This window comes from Marivita sp. S0852 (assembly GCF_046591575.1).
GTDB lineage: Bacteria > Pseudomonadota > Alphaproteobacteria > Rhodobacterales > Rhodobacteraceae > Marivita.
Genome location: NZ_JBIQWA010000011.1, coordinates 69,421 through 86,008, shown reverse-complemented (window position 1 = coordinate 86,008; position 16,588 = coordinate 69,421). Strand labels below are relative to the sequence as shown.

The 16,588-nt window shown below is 58.7% G+C and carries 19 protein-coding genes; 2 read left to right on the top strand and 17 right to left on the bottom strand.

Annotated features, from left to right (window positions below; all coding sequences use genetic code 11):
• Window positions 1–111: 111 nt before the first annotated feature.
• The 14 genes from ftsH to ACG74X_RS18465 all read right to left on the bottom strand — a co-directional run bounded on the left by ftsH (window position 112) and on the right by ACG74X_RS18465 (window position 12,159).
• Window positions 112–2,031 (bottom strand): ATP-dependent zinc metalloprotease FtsH, encoded by a 1,920-nt coding sequence (gene ftsH, locus ACG74X_RS18530; protein WP_411236695.1) that lies wholly within the window; start codon window positions 2,029–2,031, stop codon window positions 112–114.
• Between the two features lie 79 nt (window positions 2,032–2,110).
• A complete protein-coding gene (gene tilS / locus ACG74X_RS18525; protein WP_411236694.1) occupies window positions 2,111–3,469 on the bottom strand; it encodes a tRNA lysidine(34) synthetase TilS in 1,359 nt (452 codons plus the stop codon).
• Window positions 3,466–4,290 carry a tol-pal system protein YbgF gene (gene ybgF / locus ACG74X_RS18520; protein ID WP_411236693.1) on the bottom strand — a complete coding sequence of 275 codons (825 nt, stop codon included), beginning with the start codon at window positions 4,288–4,290 and terminating at the stop codon, window positions 3,466–3,468. The genes tilS and ybgF overlap by 4 nt, the downstream gene beginning before the upstream one ends.
• An 11-nt stretch (window positions 4,291–4,301) precedes the next feature.
• Window positions 4,302–4,820: a peptidoglycan-associated lipoprotein Pal gene (gene pal / locus ACG74X_RS18515; RefSeq protein ID WP_411236691.1), complete on the bottom strand. Its 519-nt coding sequence runs from the start codon at window positions 4,818–4,820 to the stop codon at window positions 4,302–4,304.
• A gap of 131 nt (window positions 4,821–4,951) precedes the next feature.
• On the bottom strand, window positions 4,952–6,241 hold the full coding sequence (tolB, locus tag ACG74X_RS18510) for a Tol-Pal system beta propeller repeat protein TolB (protein WP_411236750.1): 1,290 nt from the start codon (window positions 6,239–6,241) through the stop codon (window positions 4,952–4,954).
• Window positions 6,242–6,285: 44 nt separating this feature from the next.
• A complete protein-coding gene (locus ACG74X_RS18505; protein ID WP_411236690.1) occupies window positions 6,286–7,401 on the bottom strand; it encodes a cell envelope biogenesis protein TolA in 1,116 nt (371 codons plus the stop codon).
• An 8-nt stretch (window positions 7,402–7,409) separates the two neighbouring features.
• Window positions 7,410–7,883: a protein TolR gene (gene tolR, locus ACG74X_RS18500; protein ID WP_411236688.1), complete on the bottom strand. Its 474-nt coding sequence runs from the start codon at window positions 7,881–7,883 to the stop codon at window positions 7,410–7,412.
• Between the two features lie 3 nt (window positions 7,884–7,886).
• Window positions 7,887–8,582, bottom strand: a complete 696-nt coding sequence (gene tolQ, locus ACG74X_RS18495; protein ID WP_411236687.1) for a protein TolQ — start codon at window positions 8,580–8,582, stop codon at window positions 7,887–7,889.
• A gap of 113 nt (window positions 8,583–8,695) precedes the next feature.
• The gene (ybgC, locus tag ACG74X_RS18490; protein WP_411236686.1) at window positions 8,696–9,100 is read right to left on the bottom strand and encodes a tol-pal system-associated acyl-CoA thioesterase; all 405 of its coding nucleotides are present in this window, start codon (window positions 9,098–9,100) and stop codon (window positions 8,696–8,698) included.
• A gap of 3 nt (window positions 9,101–9,103) precedes the next feature.
• Window positions 9,104–9,736 (bottom strand): hypothetical protein, encoded by a 633-nt coding sequence (locus ACG74X_RS18485; RefSeq protein ID WP_411236748.1) that lies wholly within the window; start codon window positions 9,734–9,736, stop codon window positions 9,104–9,106.
• Window positions 9,737–9,783: 47 nt separating this feature from the next.
• Window positions 9,784–10,809 carry a Holliday junction branch migration DNA helicase RuvB gene (gene ruvB, locus ACG74X_RS18480; protein WP_411236684.1) on the bottom strand — a complete coding sequence of 342 codons (1,026 nt, stop codon included), beginning with the start codon at window positions 10,807–10,809 and terminating at the stop codon, window positions 9,784–9,786.
• Window positions 10,810–10,847: 38 nt separating this feature from the next.
• Window positions 10,848–11,516 (bottom strand): Holliday junction branch migration protein RuvA, encoded by a 669-nt coding sequence (gene ruvA / locus ACG74X_RS18475; RefSeq protein WP_411236682.1) that lies wholly within the window; start codon window positions 11,514–11,516, stop codon window positions 10,848–10,850.
• On the bottom strand, window positions 11,513–12,001 hold the full coding sequence (gene ruvC / locus ACG74X_RS18470) for a crossover junction endodeoxyribonuclease RuvC (protein WP_411236680.1): 489 nt from the start codon (window positions 11,999–12,001) through the stop codon (window positions 11,513–11,515). The genes ruvA and ruvC overlap by 4 nt, the downstream gene beginning before the upstream one ends.
• Window positions 12,002–12,024: 23 nt before the next feature.
• Window positions 12,025–12,159, bottom strand: a complete 135-nt coding sequence (locus ACG74X_RS18465) for a hypothetical protein (protein ID WP_411236679.1) — start codon at window positions 12,157–12,159, stop codon at window positions 12,025–12,027.
• 160 nt (window positions 12,160–12,319) lie between these two features.
• Between ACG74X_RS18465 and ACG74X_RS18460 the strand changes: the two genes are divergently transcribed.
• Window positions 12,320–12,511, top strand: coding sequence for a DUF1127 domain-containing protein (locus tag ACG74X_RS18460; RefSeq protein WP_411236677.1), 192 nt, complete (start codon window positions 12,320–12,322; stop codon window positions 12,509–12,511).
• Between the two features lie 83 nt (window positions 12,512–12,594).
• Here ACG74X_RS18460 and ACG74X_RS18455 read toward each other — a convergent pair whose 3' ends face one another.
• The 3 genes from ACG74X_RS18455 to ACG74X_RS18445 form a co-directional block, all read right to left on the bottom strand.
• The gene (locus tag ACG74X_RS18455) at window positions 12,595–12,942 is read right to left on the bottom strand and encodes a hypothetical protein (protein ID WP_411236676.1); all 348 of its coding nucleotides are present in this window, start codon (window positions 12,940–12,942) and stop codon (window positions 12,595–12,597) included.
• A gap of 123 nt (window positions 12,943–13,065) precedes the next feature.
• Complete coding sequence (locus tag ACG74X_RS18450; protein WP_411236674.1) at window positions 13,066–13,950, bottom strand: 50S ribosomal protein L11 methyltransferase; 885 nt, start codon at window positions 13,948–13,950, stop codon at window positions 13,066–13,068.
• 100 nt (window positions 13,951–14,050) lie between these two features.
• Window positions 14,051–15,283 (bottom strand): MFS transporter, encoded by a 1,233-nt coding sequence (locus ACG74X_RS18445; protein ID WP_411236673.1) that lies wholly within the window; start codon window positions 15,281–15,283, stop codon window positions 14,051–14,053.
• Window positions 15,284–15,496: 213 nt separating this feature from the next.
• On the opposite strand from ACG74X_RS18445, the gene ACG74X_RS18440 reads away from it, so the two are divergent.
• The gene (locus ACG74X_RS18440; RefSeq protein ID WP_411236671.1) at window positions 15,497–16,558 is read left to right on the top strand and encodes a YeeE/YedE family protein; all 1,062 of its coding nucleotides are present in this window, start codon (window positions 15,497–15,499) and stop codon (window positions 16,556–16,558) included.
• Window positions 16,559–16,588: the final 30 nt, after the last annotated feature.

The window sequence follows — 16,588 nt, the reverse complement described above, 5'->3', positions numbered from 1 at the left end:
AAACATGCGGCAAGCGCTTTTGAACGCCCTCATTTCCAAAACCACCAGTCAGAAAAAAGCCCCGGTGCCCATATTGGGACCGAGGCTTTTGCAGTTGATTGCAACTCACACCTAAGCTGTGGGTTCCGGCTCCAGTCCGGGATCGCCTTCGCGCGGTTTGGACTTTGGCTTGGTCTTGGGAATCGCGGTGACACTGGGTTTATCCGGCGCATCGCCGGACGCATCATCATCCCCAGCCGACGGAGGCTCGCCATTCATCACGCGCTTGATCTCGTCTCCGGTCAGGGTTTCGTATTCCAAAAGCCCCTGCGCCAGACGCTCCCACTCTTCTTTCTTGTCGTTAAGGATCTGGAAGGCCCGATCATACGCCTCTTGGATAAAGCGTTTGACCTCTTCCTCGATCATCTCTTTGGTATTGGCCGACACCGAGAACCCGGCAGTGTTGCCGCTATAGCCCTCTGCCGCTTCGCGATAATCAATATTACCGACCTTGTCGGACATACCCCATTGCAACACCATCGCCCGCGCCAAAGCAGAGGCTTGTTGAATGTCACCGGCAGGCCCGTTGGACACATTGTCCGCGCCATATTTGATGATCTCGGCAGCCTTGCCCGCCATCGTCATCGCAAGCTTTTCCTCGCACTCGGATTTGTGCCAGTTCAAACGGTCGATTTCAGGAAGCGACACAACCATCCCCAAAGCGCCACCGCGTGGAATGATTGTCGCTTTGTAGACCGGATCACATTGCGGCAGAGAAAGCCCGACTACCGCGTGCCCCGCCTCATGATAAGCGGTCTTTTCCTTCTGGTCCGGCGTCAACACCATAGAGCGGCGCTCTGCGCCCATCATGACTTTGTCTTTGGCGTTTTCAAAATCTTCCATCGTGACAAACCGACGTCCGACACGGGCCGCCATCAAGGCCGCTTCGTTCACAAGGTTTGCCAGATCCGCACCGGAAAAGCCCGGCGTGCCGCGCGCGATGATGCGCAGGTCCACATCCGGCCCCAGCGGCGTTTTGCGCGCATGCACGCCCAAAATCTTCTCACGGCCCTTGATGTCGGGGTTCGGCACGGTGACCTGACGATCAAAACGACCCGGGCGCAGAAGTGCTGGGTCAAGCACATCACGGCGGTTGGTGGCCGCAACGATAATGACACCTTCATTGGCTTCGAACCCGTCCATCTCGACCAGAAGCTGGTTCAACGTCTGCTCGCGTTCATCATTGCCGCCGCCATACCCGGCCCCACGGGCACGCCCTACGGCGTCAATTTCGTCGATAAACACAATACAGGGCGCGTTTTTCTTGGCCTGTTCGAACATATCGCGGACACGGCTGGCACCCACACCGACAAACATCTCAACAAAGTCAGAGCCCGAGATGGTAAAGAACGGCACACCCGCCTCTCCGGCAATCGCACGCGCAAGCAGCGTTTTACCGGTCCCCGGAGGGCCCACCAACAGCGCGCCTTTGGGGATCTTGCCGCCAAGCCGCGAGAACCGCTGCGGATTGCGCAGAAATTCCACAATCTCTTCCAGCTCTTCCTTGGCTTCGTCGATGCCGGCCACATCATCGAATGTGACCCGACCATGTTTTTCCGTTAGCAGTTTTGCCTTGGATTTTCCAAAACCCATGGCACCACCACGGCCCCCGCCCTGCATCCGGTTCATGAAATAAATCCACACTCCGATCAGCAAAAGGAACGGCAGCAGGCTTAGCAAAAAGGACTGGAAGCCGGATTGCTGTTGTTGCTCGGCCCGGATGGGCACTTCGTTTGCGATCAACAAATCGGTGACCGTGGCATCCTCTGGTTTGATGGCGACATAATCCTGACCATCTGTGCTGCGGAAGCGGACTTGTTCACCGTCCAGCGTGACCGAACTGACCGTGTCATCTTCAACAGCCGTCACAAAATCAGAATAGCTGATTTCGCGGCTTTGCAGCGTGTTGCCGCCACCCGAAAAGATGTTGAACAGAGCAAGGATCAGCAGGAACAGTACGACCCAAAAGGCGATATTTCGTGCGTTGCCCAAGGCAAATTCTCCTGAAAACGACAGACACAAGGACGGTGCCCATCTCTTGGTGTATAACATAGAGATGCATAGGCTGGGTTCAATGCGAAAGACAAAATGCCTCGAATCCAGTGTCACGCCGTCCCAGAACATACCGCGTGGCCCGATAATCCGCGTGATCTTCCCATAACGGACACCACATTAAGGTCGCGTTCTGCCAAACGGCAGGCAAGGACAGCGCCGCATTGTGCGGAATCACCGGCACAGGCCGATCCACCCGCGCAAGCCACTGTCGCCAGCCGTCTTCTCCCAACATACGCACAATGGCATTTGCATCCGCGCCGTCATGTGTCGGCTCGATATGCCACTGCCCGTCCCACATTGATCCTAACGGGCTGTGCCGGTGATGAACCGCGCCCGTATCGCGCACAACGCGCAGCTGGCGGGCTCCGACAATCACCCGCGCCCCATGCAGTGTTCCGCCTTTCCCGGACAAAATGTGATCCAAAAGCATGTCGCTTGCCTGCGCACGGGGCCTGTATTCAGACGATGCCACATAGCACAGCGCCGACGTCAAAAGCCGCATCTGCGTTTCCGTGTCCAGCGCCGCAAACCCATCGCGATCCAGTAAAACCTGTCCCGGCAGGGTTGTCTCGGACAGATCTCTCACCGCACCGACCAATCGCGCCTGCAAGGCGTCTCGCGCCCGCGTCATGCGCTGCGCGGTTTCTGCCAACGCCGCCAGGCTCAGCCCGTCCTGCTGTAAAAGAGCCAGCATCTTCCGAACCCGCACCCGCGCAAAGGAATCGTCCTGATTGGTGGGGTCATCAACCCATCTACCTTTCAGCACACGCGCATAGTGCCGCAGGTCTGCCCGCGACATGCCAAGACAGGGACGCACGATCCGATATCCCGGTGTCCATCTGCCGTCAGGGCCATCGCCCAGACACTCGGTCGCCGACAAAGGCATTGCGTCAATCGGATTAGGCACAACGTCACGGCTGGCACGCATCCCGGCCAAACCGTCCACGCCAGAGCCGCGCATCAGCCGCATGATTACGGTTTCCGCCTGATCATCCAGACTATGCGCAAACAAAACATGTTTCACCCCGCCACGCCAACGATCCAGCAACTCAAGCCGCGCACGCCGCGCCGCATCCTGAACATTGCCCGAATGGTCCCACACCCAACGCAATGTTGCATGCGGCCATCCCAAAATGCGGCATTCCTCTGCCACCATAAATGCCTCTGACGCGCTTTCCGGACGCAGCCCGTGATCCACGGTTGCGACCCACAACCGGACGCCAAAATGATGTGTCCAATTATGCGCAAGATACAGCATGGCCATACTGTCGCCCCCGCCCGACACGGCCAAGCCGATGTCAGACGGAAAATCCGGCCCCAGCAATCGCCCCATTTCATCGGCGAACCGCTGTTGCAGCGGCGGATCTGCTGTCACGGACAGTTGAAACGGGCCTTGGCGGCCTCGGCTTCGGCAATCGCCTCACGACTGCCCGGATACCGCCCCGCCACTTCCGACAAGGTCACGCAGGCCTCTGAAGTGTTGCCCAGATCACCCAAAGCAGCCCCAAGACGCCAAAGCGCCTCTGGCCCGGCGTCGTCATTTGGATACCCGGCATAGGCATCCAGGAACCGCCGCGCCGCGTCCCGCAGATTTCCCTGACCGGCAAGCGCGCGCCCCTCAAGCACCAGCGCCTGCGCTTCTAGCGGTCCCCCTGGATAGGTCTCGCGAAAGGTCGCAAACTGGTCTGCGGCGGATTGAAAGTCACCCTGGGCGAGCGCCTCCCCAGCTCGCCGAAAGTCTGTTTCTTCGCCAACCGCCAATTGCGTTTCGCCAGTTTGCGGGACCGGTTGCGGCGTCGGTGCCGTGGCGGTCTCGGTCTCGGCCTCTCCACCCAAGGTCGGCACACGGCCCAAAGACCCAAGATCGCATCCGTCCTCCAGTTCGCACAGGCGGAATTCAAGATCGCCCAAACGGCGCGCCCCGTCATCCGCGACGCGCCCCACGCGGAACTCAAGCTCTTCTGTTTTGGCCGTGAGGCGCTGCAGCTCTGATTCTATGGCGTTGATCCGGTCCAGCGCCCCCGCCGGCAGCGCCACCGTGCTGGGCCCGGTGGTGCTCAGTTCCCGCTTCAGCTTTTGGATCTCGACAAACAGGACAGACATGTCCTGCCGAATATCAGCCAGCGTCTCGGCCGCCTGCACCCCAAAGGGGGCAAACGACAAAAGACCACCGACCACAATAGCCCCAAGGCGCATTCAGATCTCCGTTAGCTTGTGACACCGGCGGAAATGATGGTCACCGCACGTCTGTTCTTTGCATAACACGCTTCTTGTGAACAGATTTCAATCGGGCGTTCCTTGCCATAGCTGACAAAACGCAACCGATTAGACGCGATCCCCTGCGCAACAAGGTATTCCATAACCGCATTGGCCCGCCGCGCGCCCAAAGCAAGGTTATAGGCCCGCGTGCCTTGCTCGTCCGCGTGGCCTTCGATCACCGCATTGTAATCGGTGTTGGTTTGCAGCCACTGAATCTGACCATCCAGCGTGGCACGTGCCTGGGGGCTGAGCGTGGACTGATCGACGGCAAACAAAACACGGTCGCCCACGGTTTGCTGGAAATATGCCGGGGAACTGGGATCACTTGCGCTGCCGGGCACAATCCCGCCGGCAGAGCCGGTTGCAGCATTCAAATCGACCGCATCATTGTCAAAACGGTTGGCATTCGTACAGGCCGACACGGCCAAGACCGTGATCAGCATCGTCAGTTTCGCGGAAAGTCGCATGAATTGTCCTGCCCTTATCTGTTATGTTGGTTTTACCACGGCACCCGCGCCGCATATAGACCCGTGTGCCCAAGAATTTTCGTACGAAAATTCTTTTACTTTAAGCCGCAAATCTTGTAACCGGGTTAACCTCATTGCAACGGCCCCCAGCTTGGATCCGACGCCCCTTCGGGCGTGCGAACCCGCTTGAGATTGCGCCCGGAAATATCAACCGTATAAAGCGAAGAGGCACCCTGAGCACCCTGTGTTTCCCGCGCAAACATGATCACCCGGCCATTTGGCGACCAGGTCGGACCTTCATCCAGAAACGACGCCGTCAGCAACCGTTCCTCCGACCCGTCAGTGCGCATCACGCCAATATGAAAACGCCCCGCGCTCTGCTTGGTAAACGCAATCATGTCACCGCGCGGCGACCAGACCGGCGTGGAATAACGCCCCTGTCCGAAACTGATGCGCTTGGCCTCGCCCCCTGACGCGGACATCACATAAAGCTGCTGCGTGCCGGACCGGTCGCTCTCAAACACAATCTGTTGCCCATCCGGCGAATAACTCGGCGCGGTTTCAATCGACGGCGCACTGGTCAACTGCCGGGTGCCGCCGCTGGCGATATCCATAGCCCAGATGTCGGTGTTTGACCCTTGCGTCAGGGAATAGACCACCGTTTGGCCATTCGGGGCAAAGCGCGGCGCAAAACTCATCACGCCATTCTGTCCCTGAAGAATACGGCTTTGCACCGTGCCGACGTCTAAAACATGAACCCGCGGCATTCCTGTTTCATAGCTGGTATACAAAACGCGCTGCCCGTTCTCTGAAAAGCGCGGCGCAAGAACAAGCGCGTTGCTGCCCGTCAGATACTGAACATTGGCCCCGTCATAATCCATAACCGCCAACCGTTTGGCGCGCTGATCTTTCGGACCGCTTTCCGACACAAACACAACGCGACTGTCAAAATACCCGCTCTCGCCGGTGATCCGGGCATAGACCTGATCCGCAACCTTGTGCGCCATGCGCCGCCAGCCATCCGCAGTACCCGCAAATTGCATCCCCTGACCAAGTTCGGTCCCGGCAAACACATCCCATACGCGGAATTTCACAACGACCCGCCCATTTGTTTCGCTGACCGCTCCCGTCACCAGCGCCTGCGCATTGATCGCCTTCCAATCGGTAAATTGAACCGGGCTGCCAAAGCTGGTGATCTGGCTGATATGTGCATCGCGGGGCACTTCACGGAAAAGCCCCGTTCCCGTCAGATCATCCGCCACAACGCGCGCGATCTGTTGCGCCAATTGCTGCGCATCGACACTTTCCGCGACAAAATCGGGCACCGCGTAAGGCAGCGGCTCAACCACACCTTCGGTAATTTCGATCCGAAGCGGGCCGCTTTGCGCCTCCGCCAGCGCAGGGGCCAGCATGGGGGCCATAAAAGCCAGGAAAAATACACTCAAAAGACGCACGACGAGCTGTTTCATCGGATCCTCATACTCTCTGGGTTGAACGTCATTTCCACATTCTTCCACTGGTCAAACTTGTCCGCAGGAAGCGCATAGCCGTCCCCCTGGCATCTCAAAATCGCGCGACGCGCGGCCTGAAACGCGGTTTCAGCGGCGGTTCCACTGCCACCTTCTGCAGCCAGCATACGCAGGGTCGATCCAACAACACGCCCCGTGCGATCCATCTCAAACCCGACGGTGACAGTCACATTTGCGGCCTGCGACCCCACATCCACCACCCAGCAATCCTGCACGGCAATGCGGAATCCATCCCGCTCACCCGCAGTCAATGGTGGCCCCTCGCTGGTGCCAGTTGCCGCATCCGACAGCGCCTCTTCCAGTGCACCGGCAATCGCCGCCGCGGTGGTATCTTCCTCTACAGACGGATTCTTTTCCGGCCCTGCCTCAGGCGCAGGTGCCGCTGCAGTCGCGCTTGGCGCTGGCCGGTTGGGGCGCGATTGGGGGCGCACCGATGCCGTTGGGGCGCGCGCAGGGTCTTCCGCTTCGGTGACGATTTCGGTCGCGGCGGCCTCTGGCGCGGTGGCTTGCTGTTCTTCCGCGTCACTTGGCTCTGCCGTCTCCGATTGCTCCACTGTCTCTTGCAGCTCGGGCGCGATCTCTGCTTCAGGCTCTGGCTCCGGCACCGCGTCAGGTGCCACCCGCGGAGCCGGACGCGGCACCGGGCGCAGCGCCACATCCGGTGCCTCAACCTCTGGCACCGGTTCTGGTGTCGGCGGTTGCGGCACGTCTTCGGTCAGATCAGGTTCGGCGATCGGCGCGATCTGCTGGGGGGCGGGATCGGGCTCTGCGACATCCGGTTCAACCGGCTCTGGCGGCTGCGCAGGCGCGGTTTCGGCCACCGGCGTATCCGGGGCCACGTCTTCGACGTCCGGCACCGGCAAGGCCGCAGGCTCCGTCACGGCATCAGGGGACGATTGCGGCTGCATCATCGCGGCAAACTGCGCCTCAGAGATCACCGACACATCAGCCACTTCCATCTCCGGTGGATCGCCATGGAACATGCCGCCAAACAGCGCCCAAAGGATCAGAAATCCGTGCGCACCGCCCGAGATATAATGGCCCGTATGCACCGCGCGCCTCAGCCATCCGACCCGTCAAGCGCCGGACCACCCACATCCGTCACCAGACCGATGGACGAAAACCCGCCCGCATTCAGAGCACCCATCACCTGGGCGACAATATCATAGGTCACCGCACCATCCGCGCGCAGAAACACCCGGTCATCCGCGCGCTCTGCGGCAATGGCCTGCAAGCGCGGGATCAATTCTTCGCGCCCGACATCGGTGTTTTGGATCGACACGGCACCATCTGCCGAAATTGTGACGGTCAGCGGCTCTTCGGTTTCCGACGGCAACGCAGAGGCCGCCGTCTTGGGCAGTTCAACCGGAACACCAACTGTCAAAAGCGGTGCGGCAACCATGAAAATGATCAACAAAACCATCATCACATCGACAAAAGGCGTCACGTTGATTTCCGACATCGGCTGCGCTCTGCGCTTGCGCCGTCTGCGACCTCCGCCACCGCCATTGCCCTGACTGACCCCGGCCCCCATGGCTCAGCTGTCCAATTGACGGCTGAGGATAGTCGAAAACTCATCCGCAAAGGATTCGTACCCGGCAACGATCCGATCACTGTCCGACTGTAATTTATTGAACGCGACAACCGCCGGAATCGCCGCCAACAAGCCAAGCCCGGTTGCCAGCAAGGCTTCTGCGATACCCGGCGCAACAACAACCAGGGATGTATTTCCCTGCTGCGCAATCTCGATAAACGCGTGCATGATACCCCAGACCGTCCCGAAAAGCCCGACAAATGGCGCAACCGAGCCGACTGTCGCCAAAACCGCCAGATTTTTTTGCAGATCCTCAGCCTCTTTCTGAATAGCCACATCCATGGACCGGTCAATCCGCGCATGCGCCCCCGCGATCAACCCCCCATCATCGCGATGCGACCGTCGCCATTCCGTCATACCCGCGGCAAACACTTTTTTTGCGCGCCCATCCGGGTCTGGTCCGATCTGGTCAAACAACTCATCCAACGGCTCTCCTGACCAAAACGCACGATCAAATTCGGCCGCTTCGGACCGCGCCTTGCGGTAGGCCAAAATCTTTTCGATAATAATCGCCCATGCCCAAAAGGATGCGATGATCAAAAGGACCATCACAATCTTCACGGTCATCGTGGCGCGCGCAAACAAGCCCCACATAGAGAAATCAATCTCTTGCGCCAGCGCGAGTGTCTCTGCTTCCATCTGCCTGCTCTTTAGCCGGGTGGGCCCATTACTCGGGCTCTGATTATCAAGTTTACTAGCGCAATTTCAGGGGAAACGCCAACACAATGGCGTCAGAACCGCCGCAAATCGGCTCATTGGCCGCGCGGCTCGTGGATTTGACGGCGGATATTCGCCGGAAGACGCGCAGGCGCGCCGCCCTCTGCGATACGTACAACCGTCACCTCGGCCTGAAACAGCACAGCGTCGCCACGGACAATATCCTGCGTCAGCATCAATCGCGCACCGGTCACGGCTTTGACACGCGTGCGCACCAGCAGTTCATCGTCAAACCTGGCAGGCAGCAGATATTCCGCTGCCACCCGCCGCACCGCAAAAACCACGCCGTCCTTTTCCCGCATCGCGTTCTGGTCAATGCCCAATGACCGAACCCAATCCGACCGCGCCCGTTCAATATAGCGCAGATAATTCGCGTAATAGACGATACCGCCCATATCGGTGTCTTCGTAATATACACGTACCGGAAATGTATGATCCAAAGGTTAACTCCCCAAAGATATCTGCAGACGCGCTGCCAATCGCAAGGCGTGGCTGGGGTCGCTGGCCATCACCGGCATCACCGGATCATACGCTGCGCGCAGCAGAGCCCCGATGTCGGGGCGCAACACGACGCGCCCGTCTTCCAACGCCCCCAAGGGCGACCGGTCGGTAAAAGCAGTGTCCGACCACAGCACCATCGACTGCACCACCTGAGACAGCGCCAAAGTCTCGGCCGGAATGTCTGACAAGACCGCGTCCATGCGCAAAAAGACGAAACAGGCCTTGATCGCACCCGCCTCGTCGAACCGGAACACCCTATATTGGTTGGCCTGCGCCTCAGACAGCCGCGCAACAAGCGGTGCCAGACCGTCAATCAACCGATCCAGATCCGGCACGGACAGCAACTCGCTCCACTCTCGAAAAAAGAACACCATGACGTTTGAGCCAAGTTCGGGGTCGGTCTCGGCCATCTGATGACCGGCCATCTGACACACCGCCTCAAACGCGCCTTTGACAACCGACAGGGTCGCATCCTCTACTCCGAAAACAATCGGCGCGATGGGACGCCCCCACCGCGCGAATAGGTAGGCCCCGTCAGACCGCGTAAAACACCGCTCAACCTCTTTTGCATCCATCATGCGCGCTTGCCTGTCCGCTTCTTCTTTTCAAAAATATGCAATGCCTAGCCAAACAAATCGGACTGACCCGGTGGTCTGGGTGCCGCCAGACCCAAATGCGTCCAGCCTTTCTGCGCGAGCATCCGCCCTCGGGGGGTCCGCTGGATCAGGCCCTGCTGTAGCAAATACGGCTCGATCACCTCTTCCAGCGCATCCCGGCTTTCCGACAAGGCCGCCGACAGGGTTTCGATACCCACCGGCCCACCGGCATAATTTTCGGCAATCAACCGCAGATATCGCCGGTCCGCCCCATCAAGGCCCAGACCGTCCACGCCAAGCCGCGTCAGGGCGTTATCCGCCAACGCCTTGGTGACAATGCCATCGCCCTCGACCACAGCGAAATCCACCACACGGCGCAACAACCGCCCTGCAATCCGCGGTGTCCCGCGCGAACGGCGCGCAATTTCGCGCGTTCCTTCCGGGGCCGCCTGCACGCCCAGCTTGACCGCGTTGCGCCCGACAATCGTGTTCAGCTCATCTTCGGTGTAAAAGTTCAACCGTGTCGGAATACCAAACCGGTCGCGCAACGGTGTGGTCAAAAGCCCCAAACGCGTGGTCGCCCCGACCAGCGTAAAGGGCTGCAATTCGATCCGGACGGTGCGTGCGGCCGGGCCTTCGCCAATCACAAGGTCCAGCTCATAATCCTCCATCGCCGGATACAGCACCTCTTCCACGGCCGGGTTCAGGCGATGGATCTCGTCAATGAACAACACATCCCGCGCTTCAAGATTTGTCAGGATCGCCGCGAGATCCCCCGCCTTGGCCAGCACCGGCCCGGATGTCATGCGAAATCCGACGCCCAATTCTCGGGACATGATCTGCGCCAGCGTCGTCTTGCCCAATCCCGGAGGACCATGAAACAAGGTGTGATCCATCGATTCACCGCGATGCCGCGCAGATTGGATAAACACCCGCAAGTTCGCCCGCGCCTCGGCCTGGCCGACAAAATCGTCAAGCATCTGAGGCCGCAGCGCGCGGTCCCGGTCTTCGGGCAACGGATCAGGCCGCAGGTTTGGATCAGGCTCGATCATTCACATCACTCCGTAGGGCGCGGCAAAGCCCGCACCACTTATCCTTTCGGGGCCAGCAGTTTCAGCGCCGCCCGGATCAAATCCGATGTTTCGGCCTCGGGCGCGTCGCTGGCCGCTTGCGCCACCGCAGATGCGGCCTCGCCGGGCGCATAGCCAAGATTGCCCAACGCCGACAGCGCTTCGGCCTGGGCAGAGGCCGAGGGAGCCGGTGGCGCCGCATTCGGCCGCGCTGTTGGCACCTCGATCACTGCATCATCGTCAGACGCAACCGCCGCCACAGAGGCCGCCCCGCCCATCGCCATGACCGTGGGGGCCTTGTCTTTCAATTCGTTCACAACCCGCTGCGCGGTCTTTGGACCAATTCCTTTGGCCGCCTTGACCGAGTTCCAATCGCCCAAGGCGATCGCGCGGCTCACACCGTCCGGCCCCAGGGTTCCAAGAATGGCCAAAGACGCTTTTGCCCCCACCCCCTGAACAGACATCAACAACCGATGCCATTCTTTCTCGACCAATGTCGGAAACCCAAACAGCTGCAACAGGTCTTCTCGCACCAGCAAGTCGGTGAACAGGGCGACCGCCTCTCCGGGTGCCGGCACAGAGGCCAGAACCCTGTCCGAACAATACACCACATAGCCGACACCACGCACGTCGATCAAAACGTGATCGTCGCCTTGGTATTCGACCCGTCCCGCAATCCGCCCGATCATGCGCGCATCCTCATTCCAGGCCCGGTCATGTGATGTGCATGGCAAATCGCAATCGCCAACGCATCCGCCGCATCCGATCCATTGATCTGAACGCCGGGCAATTGCATCTTTACCATATGTTCCACCTGCGTCTTGTCCGCATGGCCGACGCCGACAACGGTTTTCTTGACAGAGTTCGGGGCGTATTCGCCGATCTCAAGGCCAAATTGCGCCGGCACCAGCAACGCAACCCCACGGGCCTGCCCCAGTTTGAGCGTTCCAACCGCGTCTTTATTCACAAACGTTTTTTCGATCGCGACGGTTTCGGGCTGAAATTGCTCAAAAACCTCTGACAGACCACGATGCAACGCCAGCAAGCGCGCGGCCAATTCACCGGTCCCGGACAGACAAACGCCATTTGCGACATGCCGCAAACGACTGCCTTCGGCCTCAATCACGCCCCACCCAAGGAAGCGAAGCCCCGGATCAATACCCAAAACACGCATGCTGCTCGCGCCTTTGTTGCTTTTCAAACACAGCTAGCACGAAGCGCGAACAAACGCCAAGCAATCAATACAAATGCAAGACAGATCAGCGCGTGACGCATTTCATCTGCGTGCATGTCGTTATTGACGAAAAAGAGGTCGAAAACGACATTTTTCATGTCGTATTTTTCTCTTTTTTACAGGCGCTTAACCAACACCCACAGCCATGCAGAAAGCGCATAAATCCTATGCAGAAATCGGTCTTGTTGCACAGGGTGCAGGCTCCTAGATGCGGCTCAGACGAACCAACACAAACACGCATACAAAAGGAACATGGCAATGGCCGCTTTTGACACATCCCGCCCCACCTACGTCGCTGGCTCCACAGGCTTCGGTGCATTTTTTGCTTCGTTGATTGCTGCGTTCGCTACGTGGAATGACCGCCGTCGCACACGCATCGCGCTCAACCGTCTGAGCGACCACGAGCTGGAAGACATCGGTCTTATGCGGGGCGATATCAATTCGCTCTGATCAGATTTTCTGCAAACAGAAAAAAGCCGTGTCAGAGGCCTCTGACACGGCTTTTTTCATGTGTGAGCAAGCGGATGAAGAGTTTAGCCGACAACCAGGCTCAGCATCTGCGAGATAACCCCTGAAACCGGGTCCACTTGCATGAAGAAGCCGCCCAATTGTTCGCCAAAGCTTCCATTCTGAAGCTGCGCCACCTGGGCTGCATAGGCGTCCCGCCCCAGAACGGTGATCATACACGCCTTCAAAAACAATAAGATACCAACTGGCAGAAGCAACGCTTTCAGCGAGATGGCTTCGCGAAAATGCCCAATCGGGTGATGGGCGATAACGCCATTCTGCCCAAGACGTGTGACGTAACCACGGGACAACTGGCGGTGACGCTTCAGAACCTTGCGGTAGCGTTCGTCAAACATATCCTGCTTATCTGTCATGTTCAGCAGCCTTTACTTCCGGCCCCCACCGGATGTGACAGGGATACGGATAAAATGTGGCAGGAATTAGGCAAATAGGGCGACTTTGATGAAAATACGGCGAAAAGCGGAATTTATGGTTAATTACGGCGTTTCCGTGGTGTTTGTTGTAAGAGTTAATGTCGTCCATTCACCAATCTCTTCGCGATGCCAAAGATTGATGCCGTTTTGTGCATAAACCGACACCACCTCATCGGCCTGTTCGTTTAAAATGCCCGACAAAATCACAAAACCACTGTCGGCGAGATGCGCAGCCATGTCTGGGGCAAGGTCAATCAGGGGCTGTTTCAGGATATTGGCAAAGACCAGATCAAATGGGGCAGAATCATGTAGCAGTTTGGCGTCGAAACCCGCCGCCTGAAGGCAGTGAACCCGCCCGTCTAGCCCATTTGCCGCCACATTCGCCTCGGCCACGTCCACGGCAATCTGATCCATATCGCTGGCCAGCACGGTCTTTGGCCATGTACGCGCGGCTGCCATCGCCAGAACCGCCGTACCACACCCGATATCCACCACATTGTGGCAGACCACCCCGGCCTCGATCAGCCGGTCCAGGGCGCGCAGACAGCCCTGGGTCGTGCCATGATGGCCGGTGCCGAACGCCATCGCCGCCTCGATCAGCAACGGCTCTACCCCGTCCGGGATCGTTTCGGCATCGTGGCTGCCATAAACATAAAAGCGCCCCGCATGCACCGGAACAAGCTCGCGACGCACCTTGGCAACCCAATCGGTTTCAGGAAGCTCGGACACCACAAACGGTTTGGCCCCATGTGCGGCTGCAAGCAAGGCCAGCGCAACATCATCGGGGGCCTCCAAGAAATAACTGCCGACTTCCCACAGCCCAGAGCCATCTTCGATCTCGAACACCCCAACACCATAAGGCGCTGGGTCCAATGCCTCCAGCGCATCCCCCAGCGCCTCTGCTGCGGTCTTTGGGGACAAGGTGGTAAAAGCGGTCCAGGTCGGCATCAGCTGGTCTCCTAGTCAACAGACCTGCGCCTTACCGCGCTTTTAGACCCCTGACCAGCCAATACCCGGCCAAGACATTGGTCGCGCGCATCAACACCTGCTATTCGGCCGGAGCCGCCACAAACTTGGAAAATACGGTTTCATTCCCCGGTTCAGGATGCCGCGGGATCATCAACGCAAGCATAAACGACACCGCCGCCATACCTGCCGCCAGTCCAAAAACAAATTGCGGCGATACAAGCCACAGATACCCAAGACCGGCGGGCAAAAACACAGCGGCAATATGATTGATGGTAAAGGCAACCGCTGCGGTCGGTGCGATATCTCCCGGATCGGCGATTTTCTGAAAATAGGTTTTCAGCGCCAGCGCCAGGGCGAAAAAGATATTGTTGGCTATATAAAGCCCCGCCGCCAGCAGCGCCCCCCAGCCAAACCAGTAAATGCCACCATAGGCCACAAACACAAGAAACAGACCAACATATTCAAGCGCCATCGCATTGCGTTCGCCAAACCGGTGAACAAGCCGGCCAAGGAAGGGGGCAAGCACCATGTTGGCAACAAGTGTGATCAACATCAGTTTGGTGATCTCATCCACATCGAACCCGAACCGCTCCACCATCATAAAGGCGGCAAAGACCACAAAGATCTGCCTGCGGGCACCCGACATGAACTGCAACGCATAATAAAGCCAATACCGGCGGCGCAGAATGAACTTTTTGGTCTGCGGGTTCGGCGATTCAAACTGCGGCATCGCAATGACACAATAGGCCACGATCACCAGCGTCAGCGCCCCTGACACCATATAAACGAAGTTATAGCTCAGGTCATAGGCGCGCCAGGAAATCACGATCACACCATACGCCACCAGCGTCGCGGCAGAAGCCGCCGACACCAAAAGGCCCAGAACCTGCGGCGCGCGGTCTTTGGGCAGCCATTGAAGCTGCAACGACTGGTTCACGGTCTCGTAATAGTGAAATCCGATCGAACTGATCAGCGTGATGAACAACAGCCCACCCATTGTCGGGAAATAGGCGGTCAGCGCCGTCGCAATGGCCAGCATGGCCAGCGAAATCATCGCAAGCGTCTGTTCGCGGATGAACATAATCACAAAGATCACACCAATCGCCAGAAATCCGGGGATTTCGCGGACCGTGTGCAGCCATCCGATATCAGAGCCGTCGAACTTTGCCACTTCGATGACGAAGTTGTTCAACAAGGCCGACCACGTCGCAAAAGACAGCGGCATTGCAATGGCCATCAGGAACAACAACGTCACAGGCCTTTGCCAGATCGGCAAATGTCGGGCGTCATCAAGGGGAACAATCTTCCGCATAAGCTTGTCTACGCCGCTTCGTCTGCTTTGGCGAGGGGCAAGGCTGTGCAGGGTTGCACAGGCAGATAGCAGCGGCGGGCCTGTCCCGGCAACGATGCCGGCTTTTAAGCGACACGGTGCCCGTACCTGATTTATGTCAAGGCAAACATATTCGATCTACTGCATTTATCGACCATTCTTGAATGACTGCCCAGCGCATTGGAAACAAAAGATATGGACCTTGTCACGCTTGTTGATCGGATCGGAGAAGCCCCGACAGCGGCTCTTTTTGGTCTTCTGACCGGGCTTGTGTTCGGTATCGCGGCCCAGCGGTCGCGCTTTTGCCTGCGCGCGGCCACTGTCGAATTTGCCCGTGGCCAGATGAAAGACAGGATTGCGGTTTGGCTTCTCACATTCTCGACCGCCGTGGTCTGGGTTCAGGGCGCACAGATGCTGGGACTGATCGACACCACCGAAGCCCGGATGATGGCGGTTCCCGGAAGCTGGTCGGGGGCGATCATCGGTGGTTTGCTTTTTGGCGCAGGTATGGTTCTGGCACGCGGGTGTTCCGGCCGATTGCTGGTTCTTGCCGCGACAGGCAACCTGCGATCTGTTGTGTCGGGCCTGATCTTTGCTGTTGTGGCGCAGATGAGCCTGACCGGCTGGCTCGCCCCGATCCGAGATCAGATCGCCATGCTGTGGATCACCGAAGGGGGGCGCAACATGGATTTGCTGACAACGCTTCGGCTCCCCGATGGGGCTGGTCTTGCTTTTGGCCTGGCGACGGCGCTTTTGGCGCTCGAACTGTCCCGGCGCAATCAGATCGGGTTTTCCAGACTGGTCTTTGCGTCCGGCGTCGGTTTTGCCGTGGCGCTGGGATGGGGGCTGACCTATGCGCTCAGTCAGATCGCCTTTGACCCGGTGCAGATCGAAAGTGCCACCTTTACCGGCCCGTCGGCAAACACGCTGATGTTCTTTCTGGATCGCTCTTCAATTCTGGAATTCGACATCGGGCTGGTTCCGGGCGTTGTCATCGGCTCTTTCCTCGCGGCCTTCTTTGCTGGGGAGCTCAAATTTCAGGCCTTCGACGGCCCAACCCCGATGCGCAACGCGATGATCGGGGCCGCGCTGATGGGGTTTGGTGGCATGCTGGCCGGTGGCTGTGCCATCGGCGCGGGTGTGACCGGCGGGTCGATCTTTGCCGGAACCGCATGGCTTGCGCTGTTTTCGATGTGGGTCGGCGGCATGAGCATGGACATGGCCATGGGCGGTCGCGGCGAACCCGCTGCGGTTTAACAAATCGCGCGGCCCGTTGTCCAAGACCCC

Excerpts from the sequence above, each read along its gene's own strand:
- ACG74X_RS18465 (WP_411236679.1), bottom strand. The coding sequence starts at position 12,159 with ATGAAAAATGTCGTTTTCGACCTCTTTTTCGTCAATAACGACATGCAC.
- tolR (WP_411236688.1), bottom strand. The coding sequence starts at position 7,883 with ATGGGGGCCGGGGTCAGTCAGGGCAATGGCGGTGGCGGAGGTCGCAGA.
- ACG74X_RS18445 (WP_411236673.1), bottom strand. The coding sequence starts at position 15,283 with ATGCGGAAGATTGTTCCCCTTGATGACGCCCGACATTTGCCGATCTGG.
- pal (WP_411236691.1), bottom strand. The coding sequence starts at position 4,820 with ATGCGACTTTCCGCGAAACTGACGATGCTGATCACGGTCTTGGCCGTG.
- ruvB (WP_411236684.1), bottom strand. The coding sequence starts at position 10,809 with ATGATCGAGCCTGATCCAAACCTGCGGCCTGATCCGTTGCCCGAAGAC.
- ruvC (WP_411236680.1), bottom strand. The coding sequence starts at position 12,001 with ATGCGTGTTTTGGGTATTGATCCGGGGCTTCGCTTCCTTGGGTGGGGC.
- ACG74X_RS18455 (WP_411236676.1), bottom strand. The coding sequence starts at position 12,942 with ATGACAGATAAGCAGGATATGTTTGACGAACGCTACCGCAAGGTTCTG.
- ruvA (WP_411236682.1), bottom strand. The coding sequence starts at position 11,516 with ATGATCGGGCGGATTGCGGGACGGGTCGAATACCAAGGCGACGATCAC.
- ybgF (WP_411236693.1), bottom strand. The coding sequence starts at position 4,290 with ATGCGCCTTGGGGCTATTGTGGTCGGTGGTCTTTTGTCGTTTGCCCCC.
- ACG74X_RS18485 (WP_411236748.1), bottom strand. The coding sequence starts at position 9,736 with ATGGATGCAAAAGAGGTTGAGCGGTGTTTTACGCGGTCTGACGGGGCC.
- ACG74X_RS18460 (WP_411236677.1), top strand. The coding sequence starts at position 12,320 with ATGGCCGCTTTTGACACATCCCGCCCCACCTACGTCGCTGGCTCCACA.
- ACG74X_RS18440 (WP_411236671.1), top strand. The coding sequence starts at position 15,497 with ATGGACCTTGTCACGCTTGTTGATCGGATCGGAGAAGCCCCGACAGCG.
- tolB (WP_411236750.1), bottom strand. The coding sequence starts at position 6,241 with ATGGCCCCCATGCTGGCCCCTGCGCTGGCGGAGGCGCAAAGCGGCCCG.
- tolQ (WP_411236687.1), bottom strand. The coding sequence starts at position 8,582 with ATGGAAGCAGAGACACTCGCGCTGGCGCAAGAGATTGATTTCTCTATG.
- ACG74X_RS18450 (WP_411236674.1), bottom strand. The coding sequence starts at position 13,950 with ATGCCGACCTGGACCGCTTTTACCACCTTGTCCCCAAAGACCGCAGCA.